General features: G+C 67.9%; 23 protein-coding genes. 5 read left to right on the forward strand and 18 right to left on the reverse strand.

Annotation, left to right across the window (positions count from 1 at the left end; translation table 11 throughout):
* Nucleotides 1–8: 8 nt before the first annotated feature.
* Complete coding sequence (locus ACXI0U_RS14755) at nucleotides 9–947, reverse strand: DMT family transporter (RefSeq protein WP_021220484.1); 939 nt, start codon at nucleotides 945–947, stop codon at nucleotides 9–11.
* Between the two features lie 98 nt (nucleotides 948–1,045).
* Between ACXI0U_RS14755 and ACXI0U_RS14760 the strand changes: the two genes are divergently transcribed.
* Nucleotides 1,046–2,470 carry an aminotransferase-like domain-containing protein gene (locus tag ACXI0U_RS14760; RefSeq protein ID WP_031288127.1) on the forward strand — a complete coding sequence of 475 codons (1,425 nt, stop codon included), beginning with the start codon at nucleotides 1,046–1,048 and terminating at the stop codon, nucleotides 2,468–2,470.
* Nucleotides 2,471–2,521: 51 nt separating this feature from the next.
* On the opposite strand, the gene ACXI0U_RS14765 is transcribed toward ACXI0U_RS14760, so the two are convergent.
* The 4 genes from ACXI0U_RS14765 to ACXI0U_RS14780 are packed head-to-tail and all read right to left on the reverse strand — an operon-like array spanning nucleotide 2,522 to nucleotide 4,816.
* A complete protein-coding gene (locus tag ACXI0U_RS14765) occupies nucleotides 2,522–3,043 on the reverse strand; it encodes a DUF2937 family protein (RefSeq protein ID WP_043246108.1) in 522 nt (173 codons plus the stop codon).
* Between the two features lie 19 nt (nucleotides 3,044–3,062).
* A complete protein-coding gene (locus ACXI0U_RS14770) occupies nucleotides 3,063–3,836 on the reverse strand; it encodes a class II glutamine amidotransferase (protein WP_184487995.1) in 774 nt (257 codons plus the stop codon).
* Between the two features lie 3 nt (nucleotides 3,837–3,839).
* A complete protein-coding gene (locus ACXI0U_RS14775) occupies nucleotides 3,840–4,286 on the reverse strand; it encodes an HIT family protein (protein ID WP_479550460.1) in 447 nt (148 codons plus the stop codon).
* 38 nt (nucleotides 4,287–4,324) lie between these two features.
* On the reverse strand, nucleotides 4,325–4,816 hold the full coding sequence (locus ACXI0U_RS14780; RefSeq protein WP_263400771.1) for an MFS transporter: 492 nt from the start codon (nucleotides 4,814–4,816) through the stop codon (nucleotides 4,325–4,327).
* A 107-nt stretch (nucleotides 4,817–4,923) separates the two neighbouring features.
* Here ACXI0U_RS14780 and ACXI0U_RS14785 point away from each other — a divergent pair, with 107 nt between their 5' ends.
* Both ACXI0U_RS14785 and ACXI0U_RS14790 read left to right on the forward strand, forming a co-directional pair.
* Nucleotides 4,924–6,954 carry a S9 family peptidase gene (locus tag ACXI0U_RS14785; RefSeq protein ID WP_479550461.1) on the forward strand — a complete coding sequence of 677 codons (2,031 nt, stop codon included), beginning with the start codon at nucleotides 4,924–4,926 and terminating at the stop codon, nucleotides 6,952–6,954.
* A gap of 5 nt (nucleotides 6,955–6,959) precedes the next feature.
* Nucleotides 6,960–7,283 carry a low molecular weight protein tyrosine phosphatase family protein gene (locus tag ACXI0U_RS14790; RefSeq protein WP_479551099.1) on the forward strand — a complete coding sequence of 108 codons (324 nt, stop codon included), beginning with the start codon at nucleotides 6,960–6,962 and terminating at the stop codon, nucleotides 7,281–7,283.
* Here ACXI0U_RS14790 and ACXI0U_RS14795 read toward each other — a convergent pair.
* On the reverse strand, nucleotides 7,280–7,600 hold the full coding sequence (locus ACXI0U_RS14795) for a hypothetical protein (protein ID WP_479550462.1): 321 nt from the start codon (nucleotides 7,598–7,600) through the stop codon (nucleotides 7,280–7,282). The genes ACXI0U_RS14790 and ACXI0U_RS14795 overlap by 4 nt on opposite strands.
* An 82-nt stretch (nucleotides 7,601–7,682) precedes the next feature.
* Here ACXI0U_RS14795 and ACXI0U_RS14800 point away from each other — a divergent pair, with 82 nt between their 5' ends.
* Together ACXI0U_RS14800 and ACXI0U_RS14805 are read left to right on the forward strand one after the other, a co-directional pair.
* The gene (locus ACXI0U_RS14800; protein WP_479550463.1) at nucleotides 7,683–8,153 is read left to right on the forward strand and encodes a YehS family protein; all 471 of its coding nucleotides are present in this window, start codon (nucleotides 7,683–7,685) and stop codon (nucleotides 8,151–8,153) included.
* A gap of 99 nt (nucleotides 8,154–8,252) precedes the next feature.
* Entirely contained in the window at nucleotides 8,253–8,933 is a 681-nt protein-coding gene (locus ACXI0U_RS14805) for a type 1 glutamine amidotransferase domain-containing protein (RefSeq protein ID WP_479550464.1), read from the forward strand.
* A 160-nt stretch (nucleotides 8,934–9,093) separates the two neighbouring features.
* On the opposite strand, the gene ACXI0U_RS14810 is transcribed toward ACXI0U_RS14805, so the two are convergent.
* The 12 genes from ACXI0U_RS14810 to dapA form a co-directional block, all read right to left on the reverse strand.
* A complete protein-coding gene (locus ACXI0U_RS14810) occupies nucleotides 9,094–11,580 on the reverse strand; it encodes a TonB-dependent receptor (RefSeq protein ID WP_479550465.1) in 2,487 nt (828 codons plus the stop codon).
* A 151-nt stretch (nucleotides 11,581–11,731) separates the two neighbouring features.
* A complete protein-coding gene (locus ACXI0U_RS14815) occupies nucleotides 11,732–12,688 on the reverse strand; it encodes a FecR family protein (protein ID WP_479550466.1) in 957 nt (318 codons plus the stop codon).
* A 14-nt stretch (nucleotides 12,689–12,702) separates the two neighbouring features.
* The gene (locus ACXI0U_RS14820; protein WP_479550467.1) at nucleotides 12,703–13,236 is read right to left on the reverse strand and encodes a sigma-70 family RNA polymerase sigma factor; all 534 of its coding nucleotides are present in this window, start codon (nucleotides 13,234–13,236) and stop codon (nucleotides 12,703–12,705) included.
* A gap of 187 nt (nucleotides 13,237–13,423) precedes the next feature.
* The gene (locus ACXI0U_RS14825; protein ID WP_479551100.1) at nucleotides 13,424–14,512 is read right to left on the reverse strand and encodes an extracellular solute-binding protein; all 1,089 of its coding nucleotides are present in this window, start codon (nucleotides 14,510–14,512) and stop codon (nucleotides 13,424–13,426) included.
* A gap of 16 nt (nucleotides 14,513–14,528) precedes the next feature.
* Complete coding sequence (gene aguA, locus ACXI0U_RS14830; protein ID WP_043246125.1) at nucleotides 14,529–15,641, reverse strand: agmatine deiminase; 1,113 nt, start codon at nucleotides 15,639–15,641, stop codon at nucleotides 14,529–14,531.
* A gap of 95 nt (nucleotides 15,642–15,736) precedes the next feature.
* Nucleotides 15,737–16,624: a LysR substrate-binding domain-containing protein gene (locus ACXI0U_RS14835; RefSeq protein WP_479550468.1), complete on the reverse strand. Its 888-nt coding sequence runs from the start codon at nucleotides 16,622–16,624 to the stop codon at nucleotides 15,737–15,739.
* 86 nt (nucleotides 16,625–16,710) lie between these two features.
* Nucleotides 16,711–17,949 carry a M61 metallopeptidase family protein gene (locus tag ACXI0U_RS14840; RefSeq protein ID WP_021220467.1) on the reverse strand — a complete coding sequence of 413 codons (1,239 nt, stop codon included), beginning with the start codon at nucleotides 17,947–17,949 and terminating at the stop codon, nucleotides 16,711–16,713.
* A 56-nt stretch (nucleotides 17,950–18,005) separates the two neighbouring features.
* Nucleotides 18,006–18,455, reverse strand: coding sequence for a YcgN family cysteine cluster protein (locus tag ACXI0U_RS14845; protein WP_021220466.1), 450 nt, complete (start codon nucleotides 18,453–18,455; stop codon nucleotides 18,006–18,008).
* A gap of 532 nt (nucleotides 18,456–18,987) precedes the next feature.
* Nucleotides 18,988–19,920 carry a D-2-hydroxyacid dehydrogenase gene (locus tag ACXI0U_RS14850; RefSeq protein ID WP_479550469.1) on the reverse strand — a complete coding sequence of 311 codons (933 nt, stop codon included), beginning with the start codon at nucleotides 19,918–19,920 and terminating at the stop codon, nucleotides 18,988–18,990.
* Nucleotides 19,920–20,213 carry a YcgL domain-containing protein gene (locus ACXI0U_RS14855; RefSeq protein ID WP_043246215.1) on the reverse strand — a complete coding sequence of 98 codons (294 nt, stop codon included), beginning with the start codon at nucleotides 20,211–20,213 and terminating at the stop codon, nucleotides 19,920–19,922. The genes ACXI0U_RS14850 and ACXI0U_RS14855 overlap by 1 nt, the downstream gene beginning before the upstream one ends.
* Nucleotides 20,210–21,340 carry a ribonuclease D gene (gene rnd, locus ACXI0U_RS14860; protein ID WP_479550470.1) on the reverse strand — a complete coding sequence of 377 codons (1,131 nt, stop codon included), beginning with the start codon at nucleotides 21,338–21,340 and terminating at the stop codon, nucleotides 20,210–20,212. The genes ACXI0U_RS14855 and rnd overlap by 4 nt, the downstream gene beginning before the upstream one ends.
* A gap of 87 nt (nucleotides 21,341–21,427) precedes the next feature.
* Nucleotides 21,428–22,282, reverse strand: coding sequence for a 4-hydroxy-tetrahydrodipicolinate synthase (dapA, locus tag ACXI0U_RS14865; protein WP_479550471.1), 855 nt, complete (start codon nucleotides 22,280–22,282; stop codon nucleotides 21,428–21,430).
* Nucleotides 22,283–22,351 lie beyond the last annotated feature (69 nt).

The raw sequence follows: 22,351 nt of genomic DNA on the forward strand, positions 1-22,351 counted from the left end.
CCTCGTTGTCAGGGCTTGCGCGTCAGGAGTTTTTCCACGGGCAGCTTGGTGATGGCGAAACCGGCGAGCAGGATCGCCGAGTACAGCGCCAGGTCGCGGGAGATGGCCTGCCCCTCGTACCAGGAGCCGATGACCACGGCGAACACCGGGAAGATGATGAAGACGAAGGAGAGGATCACCGGGCTCAGGCGCTTGAGCAGGAAGAAGTAGACGATGAAGCCGCCCACCGACGCGCACAGGCCCAGGTAGGTGAGCGCCAGCCAGGAGCGCGAGGTGACCTGGCTGAAGTCCGGCTGTTCCACCACCAGGCCGGCGAGGAACAGCATCGCCCCGGCCAGCCCGATGGGCAGCGTGTTGTAGGTGATGACGCTGATGCCCTCGCCCTTCTGCTTGGTGATCACGTAGCACAGCGCATGCATCACCGCGGCGGCGAGGATCGCCAGCACGCCGAGGAATTCGGCGTGGTCCAGGCGCAGGCCCTGGCTGCGCAGGATCATGAACAGGCTGCCGAAGCCGATGCCGATGCCCACCACCTGGGACAGGTAGATGCGCTCGCGCAGGAACAGCGACGAGAAGATCAGGATGAACACCGGCATGCAGCTGAACAGCAGTGCGGTGAGCCCCGAGGAGACATGCATCTCGCCGTAGTTGAGCAGGTAGTAGGGAATGCTGAAGTAGCTCAGGGTGACGAAGGCGAAGAAGCCCAGGCGCTCGCGGGGGAACAGGATCGAGTCGCCACGGACCAGGGCGAAGCAGATGAACAGCGGGAAGGCGATGAGGAAGCGCAGGCCCGAGGAAGTCAGGGGCGGCACGCTCTCCACGGCGATCTTGATGCCCAGCCAGGTGGTGCCCCAGCTCAGGCACACCACGAGAAACAGCAGGCTGGTGATGAATCCGGCCAACCAGTGCTTTTGCGATTTTCCGGTGTTTTCAATTACGGCGGACATTGGCATGATGGCAATTCATCCTTGCTGCTAAATTGACCTCTAAAACCTGGGTATCAATCACTGATTGACACAGCTCAATCAGGCTATTAGGACGAAAAATGGCTGTCAAACCAATTATTGACACGGTGTCAATTCTGAAATCAGCACTGGATTCCGGCCAGGGCGCGAAGTACAAGCGCCTCGCCGGAGCCATGGAAATCAGGATTCTCGAGGGCACCCTGGAAGGCGGCGCCAAGCTGCCGCCGCATCGCAACCTGGCCGACCGCCTGGGGGTGACCATCGGCACCGTCAGCCGCGCCTACGCCGAACTGGAACGCATGGGGCTGGTGATAGCCCGCGTCGGCGACGGCACCTTCGTCCGCCGCCGGGGGCTGGAGCGCAAGCGCGACGAGGGCTTCCGCAACTTCATCGAAGAGGCGCCGGAGCTCTACGACATGAGCCGCAACATGCACATCCCCGGGCATGAAACGGCCTTCCTGGCGCAGAGCCTGCTGGACCTGGCCAACGACCCGCAGACCCTGCAGGACCTGACCCGCTACACGCCGGATATCGGCCTGCCGCGCTACCGCCAGGTGGGCGCGAACTGGCTGGCCCACGGCGACTTCCAGCCCCAGGCGGACCAGGTGCTGTGCGTCAACGGCGGCCAGCACGGGCTGCTCTGCACCCTGATGGGCCTGTTGCGGGCGGGGGATATCCTGGTCACCGAGCAGCTCACCTACCCGGGGCTGATCACCCTGGCACGGATGCTCGGCATCAAGCTGCTCGGCGCGGATATGGACGAGGAAGGGCTGGTCCCCGCCTCCCTCGACGAGATCTGCCGCAACAACCGGGTCACCGCGCTCTACTGCACGCCGACCATCCAGAACCCCACCACCGGCGTGCTCTCGCACCAGCGCCGCGACGCCATCGCGCGCCTATGCCGCGAGCACAACCTGCTGATCATCGAAGACGAGGCCCACGCGGTGCTGGTGGAGGACCGCCCGCCGCCCCTGAGCCTCTACGCCCCGGAGCGCACCATCCTCATCAGCAGCCTGAGCAAGGCGGTGGCCGCTGGCCTGCGGGTGGGTTACCTGCATGCACCGACGGCACTGGTCAGCCGCATCGCCGCGGCCCTGCGCGCCACCTGCTGGATGGCCACGCCCCTGGCGCTGGAGCTGTCGACGCTATGGATCGAGAACGGCACGGCGGAGAAGCTGCTGAGCCAGCAGATCCACGAGATCGGCCGGCGCAAGGCGCTGGTGGAACGGCTGCTGGACGGGCTGAACTACCGCACCCATCCGCAGAGCCCGCATTTCTGGATCGAAGTACCGGAAGCCTGGCGCGCCTCGGATATCGAGGCCGACCTGAAGCTGAAGAACTACCTGATCACCGCCGCCGAAGCCTTCGCCGTGGGCCGCGCCACGGTGCCGCAGTTCGTCCGCGCCAGCGTCAGCAACGCCTCCAGCAACGACCAGCTGCTCTACGACGGCTTCCTCACCCTGGCCAGCACCCTGCGCGAGGAGGCCGACCGCTTCGGGCTATGAGCCGTTGCATCGTGGGGAGTTCGTAGGGTGGGCTTCAGCCCACCAACGGGCTCAGCGCCAATGGCGCTGCTGCACCCGCTTGCCGTTGCCGCCGGCGAGCAGGGCGAGGCCGAGGAACAGGCTTTCCACCACCCAGGCCAGCAGCAGCGCGCAGACGATGCCCCAGGCCATCGCCTCGGGCACCAGCAGCACCTGGTAGCTGTAGGCGTTGGCGGTCTCCAGCAACAGGTCGTGGTCGGCGCCCGTGGCCACGTGCCAGGTGCGCGCGTACCAGGCGCCCTGCATGGCCTCCCACTCGCGCTGCAACAGGGCGTCGCGATTGACCAGGGTGGCCACGCTGTCGGCGTCGCTGCGCATCACCGGGTCGTTGCTGGCGCGGTAGTGGGCCACCAGCGCGGCGAGGTCGCCGTCGAAGAAGCGCTGGGCGGTCTCGCGGAAGCCCTTGAGCCCGGTCTCAGCCTCCAGGCGATGGGCCTCGACGCGCTTGGCGTAGTCATCGACGAACCCGGGCACCTGCACGCCAATGAGCAGGCCCAGGGCGAACAGCGCCAGTCGCAGGTAGCTTCGCAGCATCGATATCCCCTCTCGTTGGTCAGGTCTGCCCGGAGGCCAGGCACTCGCCCCGCCGCCACAGGCTCCAGGCGCCAGGCTGGTAGAGCGTCCAGGTTTCGTTATCGGTCAGCGGCTCGGTGGCGATCACCGTCACCACGTCATTGGGCGTGGTCTCGGCCTGGAAGTCCACGGTCAGGTCCGCGTCTTTCAGTCGCGCCGGGCCGAAGGGCGCACGCCGGGTAATCTGTGCCAGCTTGGTGGTGCAGAAGCAGAACAGCCAGTCGCCGTCGCTGAGCAGGCAATTGAACACGCCACGGCTGCGGTACTCGGAGCAGGCCTGCACCAGCACCGGCAGCAGCACCTCCACCGGCACCGGCTCGGGGAAGCCCAGGCGCACCCGGTTGAGCAGGTCGCAGAAGGCCGCCTCGCTGTCGGTGTCGCCCACCGCCCGGTAGAAGCTGGCGGCCGGGTGGAAATCGGCGAGCTGGCCGTTGTGGGCGAAGCACCAGTTGCGGCCCCACAGCTCGCGGACGAAGGGATGGGTGTTGGCCAGGCTGACCTTGCCGACGTTGGCCTGGCGGATGTGGCCGATCACCGTTTCGCTCTTGATCGGGTAGCGCTGCACCAGGCGCGCCACCTCGGAATCGACGCTGGCCGAAGGGTCCTGGAACAGGCGCAGGCCACGACCCTCGTAGAAGCCGATGCCCCAGCCGTCACGGTGCGGGCCGGTGCCACCGCCGCGCTGCATCAGGCCGGTGAAGCTGAAGACGATATCGGTGGGCACATTGGCGCTCATGCCGAGCAATTCGCACATGGTTCAGGGCTCTCGTTTCAATGCCTGTCGCAGTTGTTCGGCTTCCCGCTCCAGGCGGGCCTGGATGCGGGCACGGCCAAAGGGCAGGAAGCGGGTGAGGATACGCCACAGCAGCGCGGGCAGGTCGCCCCGTTGCCGGGGAATCAGGTGCAGGTGCAGATGGGGCACGTGCTGGTTGGAATCCGGGCCGTCGTTGATCAGCAGGTTGATGCCTTGGCGACCATAGCCCGCACCGCGCAAGGCCTCGCCCACGCGCAGGGCCTGCTCCACCAGGCGCTCGCGCGCCGGGGTGCCGAGGTCGGCGAGGAACGGCGCGTGCTCGCGGGCCACCACCAGCACATGGGCCGGGCGCAGGGGGAAGATGTCCAGCAGCACCAGGAAGTGTTCATCCTCGTGCAGCAGGTGGGCCGGCAGCTTGCCGCCGGCGATGGCGCAGAACACACAATCCATGGGCATTCCTCTTAGCCGGCGCGGCGCGCTGCCTGGTGTCAGAGACGCGGTTCGATGCGCAGACGGCGGTCGCCACGGTCGTCGAGACGGGTGTCCACGCGGCCGGTGGATTCACGTTCCATCAGTTGGCGCAGGGTCGGCTCCTCTTCTTCCTCGTCCGCGACCGCCGGCTTCTCGCGCTCGGCGCGACGGGCGCGGATGGCGCGCTCGATGGGCCAGCGGATGGCGACGAAGATGAGGTAGAGCACCAGGCCGATCATGCCGTACATGGCCAGGTCGGAAACCGCCTTCCAGGCGTTGTTGCCCACCTTGAACACGATGTCCAGCGCAGTCACCGCCACGGCCGGCGCGTAGAGGTCGCGGCCGGGGTCCACCGGGGTCGGGGTCAGCAGCAGCACGGCGACTATCAGGCGCAGGGGCTCGCGCAGCCAGCGCCACATCCAGCCGGTGGCGCGGAAGCTCACCAGCAGGCAGCCCAAGGCCGCGACGCCATAGGCGCCCCAGGCGAGGAGATAGTCGTGTTCGTTCATGGGCTTCCATGGCAAGGCGGGCAAAGGGGCGCTTATGATAGCGACTTTTCCGAAGCCCGGCGTCCCCGCCGTCGCCCGGCCCGCAACGCCTAGCCGTGAGAACCGCCATGTCCGAAGCCCCCATCGCCCGCATCCAGGCCGGAGCCGATCCCTACCGCTGGCTGGAGGAGCGCGACGCACCCGAGGTGCTCGACTACCTCAAGGCGGAAAACGCCTGGCTCGACCAGCACCTGGCCGCCGAAACACCGCTGCGCGAGGCGCTGTTCGAGGAAATCCGCAGGCGCATCCGCGAGACCGACCTGTCCCTCGCCACGCCCTGGGGCCCCTACCTCTATTACCAGCGCACCACCGCCGGCGACGAATACCCGCGCCATTACCGCTGCGCACGCCCGGCCGAAGGCTTCGAGGTGGACGAGGCGACCGAGCAACTGCTGCTGGACCCGAACGCCCTGGCCGAGGGCGGCTTCCTTTCCCTCGGCGCCTTCAGCGTCAGCCCCGACCACCGCCTGCTGGCCTACAGCCTGGACACCAGCGGCGACGAGATCTACCGCCTCTATGTCAAGAACCTGGTCGACGGCGCCATCAGCGCCCTGCCCTTCGACGACTGCGACGGCAGCATGACCTGGGCCAACGACAGCCGCACCCTGTTCTTCGGCGAGCTGGACGATACCCATCGCCCGCACCGCCTCTACCGCCACCGTCTGGGCGAGGCCGACGCCGAGCTGGTGTTCGAGGAGGCCGACGGCCGCTTCTTCCTCGGCTGCCACCGCGCCAGCTCCGAGCGCCAACTGGTGCTGATGCTGGGCAGCAAGACCACCAGCGAGAGCTGGGTGCTGGACGCCGACACCCCCGACGGCGACTTCCGCTGCCTGGCCCCGCGCGAGGAAGGCCACGAGTACTACGCCGACCACGGCCAGGTGGACGGCCAGTGGTGCTGGCTGATCCGCAGCAACCAGACCGGCATCAACTTCGCCCTCTACCAGGCCCCCGAAGCGACGCCCGAGCGCGCCCACTGGCACGAGCTGATCGGCCACAACCCCGACTGCATGCTCGAAGGCGTGGGCATGAACGCCGAAGCCTTCACCCTCAGCCTGCGCGAGGGCGGCCTGCCGATCATCCAGGTGCACCCCCTTGGCGCCGCGCCCTACCGCGTGCAACTGCCGGACGCTGCCTACAGCCTCTATGTGCAGGACAGCATGGAGTTCGACAGCCCGGCCATCCGCCTGCGCTACGAAGCCCTCTCCCGCCCGGCCCAGGTCCGCGAGCTGCGCCTGGCCGATGGCGAGCAGCGGGTGCTCAAGCAAACCCCGGTGGAAGGCCCCTTCGACGCCGACGCCTATATCAGCCAGCGCCTCTGGGCCACCGCCGCCGACGGCACCCGCGTGCCCATCAGCCTGGTCGCCCGCCGCGACGTGCTGGGCCAGCCCGCGCCGCTCTACCTCTATGGCTATGGTGCCTACGGCGAAAGCCTCGACCCCTGGTTCTCCCACGCCCGCCTGAGCCTGCTGGAGCGCGGCTTCGTCTTCGCCATCGCCCACGTGCGCGGCGGCGGCGAGTTGGGCGAGGCCTGGTACCGCGCCGGCAAGCTGGAGCACAAGGCCAACAGCTTCAGCGACTTCATCGCCTGCGCCGAACACCTGATCGGCGAAGGCCTGACGAGCCGCGAGCAACTGGTGATCAGCGGCGGCAGCGCCGGTGGCCTGCTCATGGGCGCCGTGCTCAACCAGCGCCCCGACCTGTTCGCCGCCGCCATCGCCGAAGTGCCCTTCGTCGACGTGCTCAACACCATGCAGAACCCCGACCTGCCGCTGACCGTGACCGAATACGACGAGTGGGGCGACCCGAACGAGCCGGAGGTGTTCGAACGCATCCGCAGCTACGCGCCCTATGAAAACGTGCGCGCCCAAGCCTACCCGGCGCTGCTGGTGGTGGCCGGCTACAACGACTCGCGGGTGCAGTACTGGGAAGCCGCCAAGTGGGTGGCCAAGCTGCGCGCCACCCGCACCGACGACAACCTGCTGCTGCTGAGGACCGACCTCGGCGCCGGCCACGGCGGCATGAGCGGTCGCTACCAGGCGCTGCGCGACGTCGCCCTGGAGTACGCCTTCCTGCTCAAGGTGCTGGGGCTCACTGACTGATGAAGGTGCAGCGCCTGCTGTTCATCTGTGGGCAGAACCGCCTGCGCAGCCCCACCGCCGAGCAGCTGTTCGCCAGCTGGCCGGGCATCGAAACCGACTCGGCCGGCCTCAAGGCCGAGGCGGAAACCCCGGTGACGCCCGAAGCCCTGGCCTGGGCCGACCTGATCCTGGTGATGGAGAGCAGCCACCGGCGCAAGCTCGCCGCACGCTTCCCCGCCGCCCTCAAGGGCAAGCGCGTGGTCAGCCTGGATATCCCCGACGACTACGAGTACATGGACCCGGCCCTGGTGGACCTGCTCCAGGCCCGCGTGCCGCCACTGTTGCGCTAGGGCGCCGGCTTCTTCTCGCTGCCGCCCAATCCCTTGCTGTTGCGATCCAGCTGCTCTTGCAGGGCCGGGATGCGCTCGTCGCGCGGGTCCGCCTGGCGCGTTGTCGGCGGGTTGACCAGCAGCGGCGGGCTGCCCGAACGCGGCACAGCGGCCGGCAGGCTCGGTGGGCTGGCCTGGGGATAGGGTTGTGGCGTGGCCGTACCGGGCGAACCCGGTGCCGGCGTGCCGGGGGAACGCAGCAACGGCGGCTGTTGCGCCTGGATGTCACAACTGACCGCGACCAGCGCCGCGAATGCGAGCACAATGGCGCCCTTCATATGGACCTCCCGCCTTTCGGCGTCGACGTCCTCAGTCTAGTTGCCGGCACCCTGCCGGCCGCCACTCCCGACGGAACACCCCATGACCAACAACGATGTACTGCGCAGCCTGCGCTACCTGCTGGATATCAGCGACGCCCGGGTGGTGGAAATCATCGGCCTGGCCGACCAGGAAGTCAGCCGCCAGGAAGTGGCCTCCTGGCTGGTCCGTGACGACGAAGAGGGCTACCACTCCTGCAGCGACAAGCGCCTCGCCGGCTTCCTCGACGGCCTGGTGTACACCCTGCGTGGCAAGGACGAGAGCCGCCCGCCCCTGCCCATGGAACTGCCGATGAGCAACAACCAGATCCTGAAGAAGCTGCGGGTGGCCTTCGAGCTGCGCGAGGACGACATCCTCGCCATCCTCCAGGAAGCGGACCTGCCCATGACCCGGGCGGAAATCGGCGCGCTGTTCCGCAAGAAGGACCACAAGAACTACCGTGCCTGCGGCGACCAGATCCTGCGCAACTTCTTCCGTGGGCTCACCGCGCGCAGGCGTCCACCGCAGGACTGAGAGCAGGTTCCAGGACACGTCTAGAATTCATCGGCCGGCGACCGGAACCTTGCCGGAGGAGCGCCAGTCACACCCCTCGATAACCTCAAGGAGTTGCCGATGAAAATCCTCATGGTGCTGACCTCGCACGACCGCTTGGGCGATACCGGCAAGCCGACCGGCTTCTGGCTCGAAGAGTTCGCCGCCCCCTACTTCGCCTTCCGCGATGCCGGCGCCGAGGTGATCCTGGCCTCCCCCCGGGGCGGCCAGCCACCGCTGGACCCGAAGAGCGACGAGCCCGACGCGCAAACCGAAGCCACCCACCGCTTCCGCGCCGACGAGCAGGCCCGCCAGGCCCTGGCCAACACCCTGCCGCTGTCCGGGCTGGTATCGGCCGACTACGACGCGCTGTTCTACCCCGGCGGCCACGGCCCTCTCTGGGACCTGGTGGACGACCCCTTCTCCATCCGCCTGATCGAAGACCTGCACAACGCCGGCAAACCGGTGGCCGCCGTCTGCCACGCCCCCGGCGTGCTGCGCAACGCCCGCGCCGCCGACGGCAACCCGCTGGTGCAGGGCTGCGCGGTGACCGGCTTCTCCAACAGCGAGGAAGAGGCCGTCGGCCTCACCGCCGTGGTGCCCTTCCTGGTGGAAGACGTACTGCGCGAACAGGGCGGCCAGTACTCCAAGGTCGCCGACTGGCAACCCCATGTGGTCACCGACGGCAACCTCATCACCGGCCAGAACCCCGCCTCCTCCGAACCCACCGCCGCCGCGCTCTTGCAGCGGCTTGGCGGCTGAACCGAAGCGCGGGCCAGCGCTTCGCGAGCAGAGCGCGCTCCTACGGGGTGTGCATGCGAGGGGGCTGTGCAGTGATGGTGGGCGCGCAGGCCGGGGGGCAACCCGAAGCTCCGAAGGGAGCGGGCATCCCCATGAACGCGGGGACGCCCTGGAAGGCACCTCAGAAGAATTGCGAGACGCTGAACTTGATGTTGCGGCCAACGCCGGAAACGGACTCGCCGAGGTAGGGGTAGTACTCGCGGTTGAACAGGTTATCCACCGCCAGCCGCGCCTCGAAGCCCTTGATGTACTTGGGCTGCCAGGTCGCGAATAGGCCGTGCAGGGCGTAACCCTGGGTTTCGGGAAGGCTCCAGCCAGACGCCAGAGGATCATCGTCAGTTGGGGAGCGGTCCTGCTTGCGCACGAAGTTGCCGGTCCAGCCCATGGCCATGTCGATCTCGGGGACCTTCACGCCCAGGGTCGCCACCGCCTTGCGCGGAGGGATGTCCGAAAGCCAGGTTTCAGGGCCCCAGGGGTTGCGCGGCGAGGCATCGCGCTTGCCGCGGATGTAGGACACCGACAGGCTGCCGAAGATGCGCGAGCTGTCGTAGAAGGATTCGACCTCCACCCCCTCGATGGTGTAGCCGGGCAGGTTGCGGTTGTTGGCCAACGGCCCCGGGCATGCACTGTTGCCGCCGGTCACGCTGGCGAGGCAATAGACGCCGGTGCGCTTGAAGATCTCGTCCTTGCCACGGTTGCGAAACAGCGTGGTGCGGATCTGCAGGTTGTCACTGTCCACCAGCAGCTTGTCGAAATTGAAGATGCTGCCCAGGCGTACCCCGGTGATGCGCTCCGGGTCCAGGTTGCGACTGGTGGCGGGCACACTGCTCGCCGCGCTCTGCACCTCGTACAGTTCGTCGATCAAAGGGGCGCGCCAGGTCTTGCTGTAGTCGGCGAAGAACGCCAGGTTGTCGGTGGCGGTCCAGAACAGCCCCAGGCGCGGCGACCAGCCACTGTAGGTGACGCTGCTGTAGTCGTGCCCCACGGCCGGATCGGAGCTGTTGTAGCGCGGCGCCAGGCTGGGCTCGCCACGGCTGTAGACATGGTCGTAACGCAGTGCCGGGGTGATGGTCACGGAGCCGATGGTGATGGCGTCCTGCAGATAGCCACTGCGGGTTTCCTGCTCGCCGGACGGCATGTAGTAGGGCTGGTAGAGGCCGTAGTTGTAGGTCCTGTCAGTCAGCTTGCTGAGGTCCTTCATCAGCGTGTCGCGATCATGCCCGTGCCATTGCACACCCACTGTAGCGACATGGGATAACAACCCCGTATCGAAGCGGCTTTCGTTCTTCAGCTCCGCCAGCCGGTCGGTGTAGTTGACCCAGCTCTCGTTGCCCAGCGAAGACGCGAACCCCGCAGACGCGTTGGCCGGCCGCTTGTCATGCTGATCAGTCTTGGAATAGGCATAGCTGGCGGTGAGGTTGACCAGCGGGTTGTCCAGCGGCGTGTAGCTCCACTTCAACGAGTAGTTCTCGTCGTCCTGGTCACGGTTCACCAGCTTGCGTTTCCAGGCACCGTCCAAGCCATAGCGGGCGATCTCCGCCGCAGTGGGGGCAGCCATTTCATCGCGCTTGGCGGCGAAGGGCTCCCAGGCCTCGCTGCCGGACTGCATGGCCGACAGGGTGAAGACATGCTCGTCGTTGGGGCGGAAGTTGCTCTTGAACAGGAAGGCGTCAAGGCTGTTTTCGGAGTAGACGAAGCGCGTGCCATCCGGGCGCTTGATGTTGTCGCCGTCACGCCCGGTGAGGAACAGCAGGCCATCGAGCATCTTGTCGGTGGTCTGGCCATACACCGCGCCGCTGTAGATCTCCTGGCGGTCATTGGTGTGATAGCCGTACTTGAGGAAGGCGCCGACGTTCTCGCCGTCCTGCAGCAGGTCGGCCGGGTCCTTGGTATCCACCTTGATCACCCCACCAAAGCCGCCATTGCCGTACAAGGTGCTGTGGGGACCCTTGTCCACTTCGACGTTCTTGATCAGTTCCGGCTCGATGAACACCGAGCCCTGGCGGTACTTCTCGAAGCCCTTGGGCGCGCCGTCGAGGATGACCTTGACGTCCTCCACATCGCCCATGCCCCAGATGTTCAAGGTCTGGCCACCGGGGCGGGGCGAGCCGCTGGAGCTCACGCCCGGCAAGGTGTCGAGCAGCTCGGCGATGTTGTCCGCCTGCTTGCGGTTGATGTCTTCCTGGGTCAGGACAGAACGCCCTACCGAGCTGGAGTCGATGGCGCTGCCCATGATGTTGGTGCTGCCCAGCTCCAGCACGTTGTCATCGGCGGCGGCATGGCCGGCACTGGCCACACGACGAATCACGAACCCATCCCCCGCCTCCACCAGCTCCAGCCCGGAGCCGGCCAACAGACGCTCAAGAGCAGTGCGGGCGCTGTAGCGGCCGGCCAGGGCCGGGGCGCGCAGGTCACGCAGTTGCGACTCGTCGAAGAGGATCTGCAGCTGGCTCTGCTGGGCCAGGGCGGTCAGGGCGCTGGCCATGGATTGGGCCGGCAGGTTGAAGTCGTGGTCCTGGGCCAGGGCGCTGCCGCTGAGCAGGAGGGTGGCCAGGGCGCCGCCGGCGACGAGGCGGCGCAGCGCGAAACGGGTGCTACGGGTGTTCATCCAAATCTCCCCAAGTACTGCAAAACCGCCCTTGCATGAGGCGGACATCAGGAAGACGCAGCGCTCGGCAAAACCCGCATATGCAAATGAAAAATATTTTCACTTGCATCGAGGTACCCGCGCGGCGCGGCCCCGGAGCAGCTCCGGGGTGTCAGCGCGGGTGGATCAGGGCCGTTCCGTTGGCCAGGTATTCGACGCGCACCGGCAGCAGTTGCGGCAACGCGGCGAGGAAGGCATCCGGCTTGCCGATGTTCAGGCTGCCGGAAACACGGCGCTCGGCGAGGCTGGCATCGGCCAGGCCCACGGGCGCGTTTCGGTAGTGGGAAAGCTCGTCCACCAACTGGGCCAGCGGACGATCACGGAAGATCAACTGGCCACGCCGCCAGCTGGCGATTTCCTCGGGGCTGCGGTGGCCGAGCTCCAGGTGACGGGTGCGGTAATCGAAATCGGCGCTGTCGCCGGCACCCAGTTCGGCGTGGTGGGTGCCGCCGGCCTCGGGGTCCACCGCGACCTTGCCGCTCTCCACCGCCACATCCAGGCGCTCACCGCCACGGCGGACGCTGAAGCGGGTGCCGAGCACGCGCACGCTGCCCTCCCCGGCCATCACCACGAACGGGCGCTGCTCGTCACGGGCGACGGCGAAGAAGGCTTCGCCCTGGAGCAGTTCGACTTCGCGGTGATCGTCATAGAGGCGCACGTGCAGGCGGGTGTCGACGTTGAGGTCGATGCGCGAGCCGTCGGCCAGTTCCACCTGGCGCTGTTCGCCCTGGGCGCTGCTCAGTTGCAGGTCGACGCTGGGCGCGCGGGCGAACCAGTTCTGCGAGGTGGCCAGGGCGGCGCAGAGCAGCACGAACGAAGCGGCCATGGCGCGCGGCAGGGTCCGCCGGCTGCGAGGCTTGAGCATGACCACCGGCGTGGCGAACACGGGCCGTGGCACGCGATCGAAGTCGGCCCAGATCAGCTGCATGTCGGCGAAGGCCTTGGCGTGCGCCGGGCTGGTGGCCAGCCAGGCCTGCAGCTCGGCCTCCTGCTCAGCGGTGAACTGCCCGCTGGTGCGGCGGGCGTACCAGGTGGCGGCCTGTTCGTCGATCGAGGGTCGGGAATCCATCCAGGTGCTCGTGTTCATTGTCCGTCCGCCTGGACGTCGCCCTGCACGCGTTGCTTGCAGTGCAGCAGGGCACAGGCGATGTGCTTTTCCACCATGCTCAGGGAAATCCCCATGCGCGCGGCCACTTCCGCCTGGGACAGGCCATCGAACTTGTGCAGGACGAAGGCCTCGCGCCGGCGCGGCGACAGATCATCCAGTGCCGAGGCCAGGAGGCGCAAGCGCTGATGTTGCTCGACCTGTTCCAACGGGCTCGCTCCTTGTTCATCGACCATGGTTTCCAGCGCTTGTTCGCCCTCGCCGTCGACCGCACCGCGCACCTGCTGGCGGCGCCAGTGGTCACGCAGCAGGTTGCGGGCGATCTGGAAGAGGAAGGCGCGGGGCTGGCGGACCTGGTCGCGGTCGCGCCAGTCCAGCCACTGGGTGAAGGCATCCTGGGCGAGGTCGGCGGCGTCGGCGGAACTGCCCAGGCGCTTGCCGAGGAACTTCAGCAGCTCGGCATGGAAGGCGCGGTAGGCGCCGGAGACGGAGCCCCGGAACTGCTCATCCACGGGGCTGCCTCCCGTCTGCTCGACTCGCTACCTGCACGCACGCCCCCGACAACAGGTAACCGGGCGACGCTGCCGGATGCGGCGTGCCAGGGATACCAAATGAGAATGCATATCATTAGATAGCAAGCGCGACGGGGCGGTCAAGATGCCCGACATCCCGAAGGTCGGATGCCGGGGCGGGGGTAGCTCAGAGGCCGGACTTGAGCTTGCTGAAGGCGCGGGTCAGGGCGCGGTTGAAGGCCTTGGTGTTGTCGTTCTTGGTGTAGAGCTTGGCGCGCACGTCCGCCGGCGGGTAGGTGCCCGGGTCGGCGAGGATGGCGGGGTCGACGCTGCCGGCGGCCGCCGGCACCGCATTGGCGTAGTGGATGTTGTTGGTGATGGCGCCGATGGTCTCGGGTGTCATCAGGTGGTCCATCAGCGCCAGGGCGGCTTCGGGGTGCGGCGCATCCTTGGGCACCACCATGGCGTCGAACCAGATCAGGGTGCCTTCCCGCGGGATGCGGTAGCGCAGCCTGAAGGGCTTCTGCGCCTGCTCGGCCTGGGCGGCGGCGATGGCCACGTTGCCGTTCCAGGACATCGCCAGGCAGGTGTTGCCGTTGGCCAGGTCGTTGATGTTGCGGTCGTTGTCGAAGTAGCGGATCGACGGGCGGATCTTCGCCAGGTGCGCCTCGGCGAGCTTGAGGTCGTCGAGGCTCTGGCGGTTGATGTCCAGCCCCAGGTAGCGGAAGGCGGCGGCGAACACCTCGTTGGGGTCGTTGAGGAAGCTCACCCCACAGTCGGCGAAGCGCGCGACCACCGCCGGGTCCATCAGCATCGCCCAGCTGTCGGTGGGAGCGTCGGCCATGCGCGTGCGAATGGCCTCCTCCTGATAGCCGAAGCCGGTGGTGCCCCAGACATAGAGCCCGGCGTAGCGGTTGCCCGGGTCGAAGCTGGCCATGTGCGCGGTGAACTCCGGGTCCAGCCCCTGGAAGTGCGGCAGCCTGGCCTTGTCCAGCGGCTGCAATGCGCCGCTGGCGATGGCCCGCTGCAGGTGCTGGCCGGCGGTCAGCACCAGGTCGTAGCCGCTGCGACCGGTGAGCAGCTTGGTCTCCACCGTTTCCAGGGAGTCGAAGTGGTCGGCCACCACCTTGATGCCGGTCCTGGCCTCGAAGCGGGAGAGCGTATCCGGCGCCAGGTACTCGCTCCAGATGTACAGGTTGACCTTGGGCGGCTCGCTCGCCGCCAGGGCCATGCCGCTGCCAAGGGCCAGGCCCAGGGCGATCGCCAATGTGCGCATGTGCATCGAAGGCTCCCTAGCCAGCCCGGCTGGCGGCGTATTGCGGCATGGTGATACAGGCGACGTTGCCGCCCCCGAGGAGGATTTCCCGCGAGTTCTCGATGCCGATGATGCGGTGCCTGGGGAACAGCTCCGCGAGCACCGCACCGGCCGCCTGGTCGTGGGCGTCGCCGAACAGCGGCAGGACGATGGCGGAGTTGCCGGCGTAGTAGTTGATGTAGGAGGCGCAGATGCGCGTGCCCTCCTCACGCAGGTGGGTACCGTCCACCTGGTCCAGGCCGGCGGCCTCCTCGGCCGTCCAGGTGAGCACGCGGGGCTGCGGCAGCTTGTGCACCTCCAGCGCGCGGCCACGGGCGTCACGGGTGCTGCGCAGGATGTCGTAGGCCTCCTGGTAGATCTCCCACTGCGGGTCGTCACGGTCGTCGGTCCACTGCATCACCACCACGCCGGGGCGGACGAAGCAGGCCAGGTCGTCGATGTGGCCGTCGGTTTCGTCGAATTTACAGCCGCGCGGCAGCCAGATCACCTGCTCGGCGCCGAGGTAGTCGGAGAGCCGCCGGGTCACCTCCTCCTTGCCCAGGTGGGCGTTGCGGTTGCGGTTGAGCAGGCACTGCTCGGTGGTCAGCAGGGTGCGCTGGCCGTCGGTCTGGATGCCACCCATCTCGGCGATGAAGGGTGCGCGGTAGCGGTCCAGCTTCTCGATCTCGAGGATCTTCTGGGCGATCTGGTCGTCCTTGTCCCAGGGGTAGTAGAGGCCGCCATCGAGGCCGCCGTAGGCGTTGAATTCGAAGTCCACGCCACGCACCTCGCCGCTCTGGTCGTTGACCAGGAAGGCCGGGCCGCTGTCGCGGAACCAGGTGTCGTTGCAGGTCATCTCCACCACCCGCACCTGGGCCGGCAGCATGCGTCGGGCATTGGCGTACTGGGTGGCGGAGGCGCAGACGGTGACCGGCTCGCTGCTGGCGATGGCGCTGACGATCTCCACCCAGACCTTCTGCGCGGGCTTGGCGCCGTTGCGCCAGACGTCGGTGCGCTCGGGCCAGCCGAGCCAACAGCCTGCCTTGGGCTCGAATTCGCCAGGCAGGCGGAAGCCGTCGGCCTTGGGAAGGGAAGTCAGGGAACGCGCCATGGGAAACCTCGGAGTGGGGTTGGAAGTGCCCTGACGTTAAGCGCGCCGGTGCCCCGGCGACCAATGATGAATATCGCGGAATCCTTGAATTGGATTCAGCTATCGGCCAGCTGATCGCTGAACCATTCGACGAACTGGGCCACCGCCGGCTTGTCCAGGCGCAGCCGTTCGCAGACCAGCGCGTATTGCCCCAGGGACGCCACGCTGGCGGCGAAGGGGCGTACCAGGCGGCCGCTGGCCAGGTCCTCGGCGCTGGTGAGGTTGTCGCCCATGGCCACGCCCTGCCCTTGCGCGGCGGCTTCCAGGGTCAGCCCGGCGTGGCCCAGGTAGAGGTGCCGCAGCGGCTGCAGGTCGCCGGCGTGGACGCTGAGCCAGGCGCTCCAGGTCTTGCCGTCCTGGTCGTCATGCAGCAGGCAGTGGCGGGCCAGGTCGCGCGGGTGCTTGAGCGGCAGCTGGTTGAACAGGCCGGGGCTGCACACCGGGAAGAACTGCAGGGCCGGCAGCGGCCGCACGAAGTAGGCGCTGGCATCCCCCGGGCCGGTGCCGTAGGTGATGGCGAGGTCGATCTCCTCGCCCGGCAGCGCCGACTCCAGCGGCTGGTCGTAGAGGTGCAGGGTGATGTGCGGATGGCGCTCGCCGAAATCCGCCAGCCGGCCCACCAGCCACTTCTGCGCCAGCTCGGCGGTCACGGCGATGCGCAGCTGCGCCTGGGAGCCGGGGTCGCGCAACTCGTCGCAGGCATCGAGGATCAGCTCGAAGGCCTGCTGCAGGCTGTGCAGCAGGCGCCGTGCCTGGGGCGTGGGCCGCACCTGGCGGCCGGCACGGACGAACAGCTCGGTGCCGAGCTGCTCTTCCAGTTGGCGGATCTGGTGGCTCACCGCGCTGTCGGTGACGCACAGCTCGGCGGCGGCACGGCCGAAATGCGCATGGCGGGCAGCCGATTCGAAGGTGCGCAGGGCGGTGAGGGACGGCAGGCGGCGCATGGGCGGGCTTCCGGGCAAAGCCGGCATCGTTGCGCAGGTGGGGCGATGGCGTCCAGCGGAGCGTAGCCCGGGACCCGCGCCGAAAGTCAGGACGCCTTGGGCAGCTTCAGCAGCGACGTGTCGAGCACGTCGGACTCACCACCGAGCACGTTCTCGGCGATCTCCACGAAGTCGCGGGTGCTGACCTTGTCCAGGCGCATCAGGCCACGGGTGACGTCGTCGAGGGAGCGCTCACCGTTGCTGGCCTTGCGGATCTCCTCGTCGAGGTCCTGCAGCAGCAGCACCGCGCGGGCGGTGACCGGGCCGGACGATTGCTCGCCACGCAGGTTCTCGACCTTGCGGCTCCAGCGCTGCAGCTTGGCGCGGACCTTGTGGTAGCGGTCCTCGCTGAGGCCGCCGGCGCGGCGCATCAGTTCGATGGCGTAGAACTCGGCGATGCCTTCGCTGATCCAGTCGCTCTGGTCGGTGTCCTTGATGCGGCTGAACACGTGCACCAGCTCGTGCACCAGGGAGCTGGTGCCGTTCTCGCTGACCAGGGGGCGGTCGGCGTGCATGAAGAAGGAATTGGGCGCGGACAGGCCGCCGCGCCACATCGGGTCGCCGGCACCGACGATCAACAGCTTGCCGGGGTCGCGGGGGAACACCGCCTGGGCATGGGGCCAGACGAAGGTCAGCAGGGTGAGGATGTCCATGCGGCGCATGCCCTCGCCCATGGGCGCGGCGACCGTGACGTCGGTGTTGCCGAGTTCGGCGCGGCGGCTGCCCAGCTTGCCGGCGATGATCCAGCCGGTGGGGCGGTCGAACAGGCGCTCGGCATTGTCGACGCGAAAACGGTTCTTGCCCACGCGGGACCAGCCGGTCTCCACCGTGCTCCAGCCCTTGGGCAGCTCGAACTGGATGCGCGACACCAGCTCGGTGCCGTCCACCAGGTCGATGCGTGCCGGGGGCACCAGGTCGTCGCCACGCAGCAGCGTCCAGTCCGGCGTCATCCGCGCGTCGAACTTGCCATCGCCACGGGGGTGGGTGATGCGCACCTTGTAGCTGAGGGTCGCCTTGCCCTCCGCCGGGGTCCAGGTGCCACGCTCGGCGCTGGCCTGCTGCCATTGGCCGTCGGCCTTGAAGTCGCTGTAGTAGCCCTTGTCGCCCAGGTCGAAACCGAGGCTGCGGACCTTCTCGCCGTTCTCCAGCACCACGCGCACCTCGGCCTGGTCGCTGTCCGGCAGGAAGCGCACCAGGTAGTCGACATCGCTGCGCTTGGCGGCCAGCAGCGGCGCGCAGAACAGCAGGGTGGCGGTGGACAGCAGCAGGGTGGCGCGGTTGGACATGTCGGGCTTCCTCGGAGCGATTTCCCTATGACTCGGCACGCGGTGGTTCTATCCGTCTAGCCCGCACGAAAGATCATGTAGTCCTCCCAGTCGTCCTCGGCCACCTGGGTCTCGCTGACCATGCGCCCGGACTGGGAGATACCGGCGTTGTGCACCGCCTCGGTGTCGCCGCAGATCAGTGGGTGCCAGGGCGGCAGGTCCTTGCCCTCGGCCACCAGGCGGTAGCCGCAGGTGGGCGGCAGCCAGCGGAACTCGTCGGCCTGGGCCGGGGTGAGCTGGATGCAATCGGGCACGAAATCGCGACGCTTGGGGTAGTTGGTGCAGCGGCAGGTGTTCAGGTCCAGCAGCTTGCAGGCGATGCGCGTGTAGTACACGGCGCCGTCGTCCTCGTCTTCCAGCTTCTGCAGGCAGCACAGGCCGCAACCGTCGCAGAGGGATTCCCACTCCTCCTGATCGAGCTGTGCGAGGGTCTTGCGCTTCCAGAAGGGTTCGACTTTGGCGGCCATGGTGGTCTGACTGGGTAACGGGGCGCGGTAGTCTAGTCCCGTCGAAGGTGCCGGCCAAGCGCTGCCGACGACGGGACGACCGGTAGCGCCATGTAAGGAAAATCATTCGCAGGACGGCTACACCGTGGGCTCCCAGGCAACGGGCAGGCGTAGGGTGGATGACGCTCTTTTCATCCACCAACCATGTTGCCTGGGAGCACGAAAGGTGGACCGGTGAAGCGTGGTCCACCCTACACAAGCCATCTGTGCCGGGATCGGTTCGGTGACCCGCAACAGCGGCCATCTGAAACCTGAGATGCCGCCGAGCGTAGGGTGGATGACGCTCTTTTCATCCACCAACGATGTTGCCTGGGAGCACGAAAGGTGGACCGGTGAAGCGTGGTCCACCCTGCGCAAGCCATCTGGTTCGGTGCTCAGCAAAAGCGGCCTGAGATGCCGCCGGGCGTAGGGTGGATGACGCTCTTTTCATCCACCAGCGGTGCTGCCGGAGAACACGAACGCCATCACCACGCAGAGGCCCACCGAGCTGGCATCAGTAGCCGCGCTGGAACTCCACCTCGCCGCGCAGCGGCTCGCCAGCCTGGAAGCGTGCCAGGTTGTCGAGGAACAGCCCCACCAGCAGCTCCGGCAGGGTGGGCGCCGAGCTGTGGCCGGTGAGCAGCAGCCGCGGCGCGGTCCAGAACGGGTGCGCGGGGGGCAGCGGCTCTTCGCGGCAGACGTCGATCACCGCACCGGCCAGGTGCCCGGCCTGCAGGCTGGCGACCAGGTCGGTATCCACCACCGCGACCCCGCGCCCGGCATTGATGAACAGCGCCTCCGGCTGCATGCGCGCGAACAGCGCAGCGTCATACACGTCGCGGGTGGCCGGGGTGTCGGGCAGCAGGTTGATCAGGTAATCGGCCCAGGCTGCCTGCTCCGCCAGGGCGTCCATCCCCAGCACCTGGCTGAACGGCTCCAGGGCACGGGGCTCGCGGGCGATGCCGCGCAGCTCGACCCCGAACGGCGCGAGGAAGCGCGCAACGCTCTGGCCGATATCACCGGCACCGACGACCAGCACCCGCCGCCCGGCCAGGCTGCTGGGCATGCGTGCATCCCACTGGCGCTCCACCTGGCTGGCCAGGCGCGAGAGCAGCTGGCGCTCGTGGGCGAGGATGTAGGTCAGCATGTACTCGGCCATCACCTGGCCGAAGATGCCCACGGCGCGGGTCAGACGGTAGTTGCGCGGCAGGCCCGCCGCCAGCAACGGGGTGATGCCGGCCCAGCTGGACTGCACCCAGTGCGGGGCGAACCCGGCCTGCAGCAGTTCCACCACCTGCTCCGGGCTGCCCAGCCAGATGGGCCGCTCCGCCGCCAGGGCGCGCAGCTCGTCCGGGTCGTCGCTGCCGGCCACATCCAGCGAGGGGATGGCGGCGAGCAGCAGTTCGGCGTGGCGGAGGTGTTTCTCGTCAGCGAGGAGGACTTTCATCAGATGGGGTCGTTCATCCGCAGCAGTTCTTCGGGCAGGTGCTCGATGTATTCCTCTTCACCCGGCGGCATCTGCAGGTGGTACCCCTGCTTTTCGAGGTTCTCCAGCACCTTGCCGATGTCCTCGCGGGCCAGCTGGCGCTCGGGGCTGAGCACCAGGTCGAAGGCATGCTGCGGCGTGCCGAAGGCCGCCAGCAGCGCCTCGGGCACACGGGCCAGGGCATCGCGCTTCTCGACGTAGAGGTACATCTCGTTCTTGCGCGGGCTCTTGTAGATGGAACAGATGCGTTTCATGGGGCGTTGTCTCCGGCCAGGGCATCGAGCAGTGCCTGGCCCATCAGTTCGCGGCGCCAGCCCTTGAAGCCGTCGGGCAGGCTGTAGGGGCCGTTGGGGTAGCCCGTCTTGAGCAGGGCCTCCAGGTGCTTCTTGCGCAGCATGAGCTCGGGTGCCATGCCCAGGCGCTCGGCTTCGGCCTGGCCGATCGCGCGCAGCTTCTTCAGCAGCGCGGTGGCTTCGGACGGCAGCGGCTCGGGCAGCGGCTCCGGCCACTCGGCGGGGGGCAGCTCGGCCGCCTCGCGGATCATCTTCAGCAGGGTGTTGCCGTCCTGGCGCACGGTGCGCGGGTGCATGTCCTCGATGCGCGCCAGGGCGACGAGGTTGTCCGGCTGGAACTTGGCCAGCGGCCAGAGGGCGTGCTCGCGGATGATGCGGTTGCGCGGCTGGTCGCGGCGGCGTGCCTCGATGTCGCGCCAGGCGTAGAGCTCGCGCAGCACGGCCAGTTGCTGGCGGGACAGCTTCCAGCCCAGCTTGGCGTCGCGGTAGAGGTCGTCCGGGTCCACTTCACGGCGCAGGTTGGCCACCAGCTCGGCGCCGTCTTCCAGCACCCAGGCACGCTTGGTGGCGTCCAGGCGCTCGTCGATGATGCGGTAGATCTCGGCGAGGTGGATGGCGTCCTCGGCGGCGTAGCGCTCCTGCATCTCGGTGAGCGGGCGCTGCAGCCAGTCGGAGCGGGTCTCGTCCTTGGGCAGGTCGATGCCGAGCACCGCCTGCACCAGGCGCGAGTAGCCCATGGAGTAGCCGATGCCCAGGTAGCCGGCGGCGAGCTGGGTGTCCAACAGCGGCAACGGCAGGCTGCCGGTGAGGCGCAGGAAGACTTCGAGGTCCTCGCTGCAGGCGTGCAGCACCTTGGTCACCGCCGGGTCTTCGAGCAGCCCGGCGAAGGGGCGCCAGTCCTTGATCAGCAGGGGGTCGATGAGCCAGGCGCTGTCGCCGTCACCCACCTGCACCAGGCCGGCCTTCGGGTAGAAGGTGTCGACCCGCATAAACTCGGTGTCCAGGGCCACGAAGCTGAGGGTGCGCCAGCGGGCGCAATGGGAGGCCAGTTCGGCGTCGTCGCGAATCCAGTGAAAATCGATGGCCACAAGGCTCTCCTCGGTTCAGAGGCGCGAAGTATATATCGCAACCCCATTTCCGCCCCACCCGGTCGTGCCGTGCGGGGCGGCTGCGGCTCAGGCCAGTTCGGTGCGCAGGCGCTGCAGCAAGGCCGGCGAGCTGGGTTGCATGGGTGCGCGCAGCTCGTCGCGGATCAGCCCGCGCATGGCCAGCAGGCTCTTCACCGGCGCCGGGTTGGGCTCGGCGAAGGCCAGGCGGATCAGCGGCTGCAGCTCGCCGAAGATCGCCCGGGCGCCCTCGAGGTCGGACGCCGCGACCCGCTCGGCCATGGCCACGAAGCGCTCGGGATGGATGTGCGCGGAAGCCGCGATGGCGCCGCTGCCGCCATGGCAGAGCGTGGCGAAGATCTGCGCGTCCTCCCCCGCCAGCACGTCGAGCTGGCCGTCGGCGATCAGCGCCTGGGTCTTGTCGATCTCGCCGCCGCAATCCTTGATCGCCACGATGCGCGGGTGCCGGGCCAGCTGGCGCAAGGTCTCCAGCTCCAGGCGCACGCCGGTGCGGTAGGGGATGTCGTAGAGGATCACCGGCACCTCGGCACCGTCGGCGATGGCACCGAACCAGGCCAGCAGCCCGGACTGCGAGGGCCGTATGTAGTAGGGCGCAGGCACCAAAAGGCCGGCCACCGGGCGCTTCTGCACCTCGCGCTGCAGGGCCAGGAGGTCCGCCAGGTTGTTGCCGGCCAGACCCATCACCAGGCGTTCGCCGGGGACGGTTTCGAGCAGGGCGTCGAGCACCGCGAGCTGCTCCACCTTGCTCAGCGCCGCGGCTTCACCGGTGGTGCCGCACACCACCAGGCCGGCGACGCCCGCCTCCAGCAGGTGCGCGGAGAGTCGGCGCAAGGCGGGGAAGTCGATGGCGCCATCAGCGAAGGGGGTTACCAGGGCGACCCAGATTCCAGAAAACACAGGCATTGCAAAGCTCCTTCAGGCTGACCGTCAGAGTCACCGTCGGAGGGGATGCGGGGAGTGTTCGTGCGGATG

The organism is Pseudomonas sp. C9D1, from assembly GCF_056491235.1.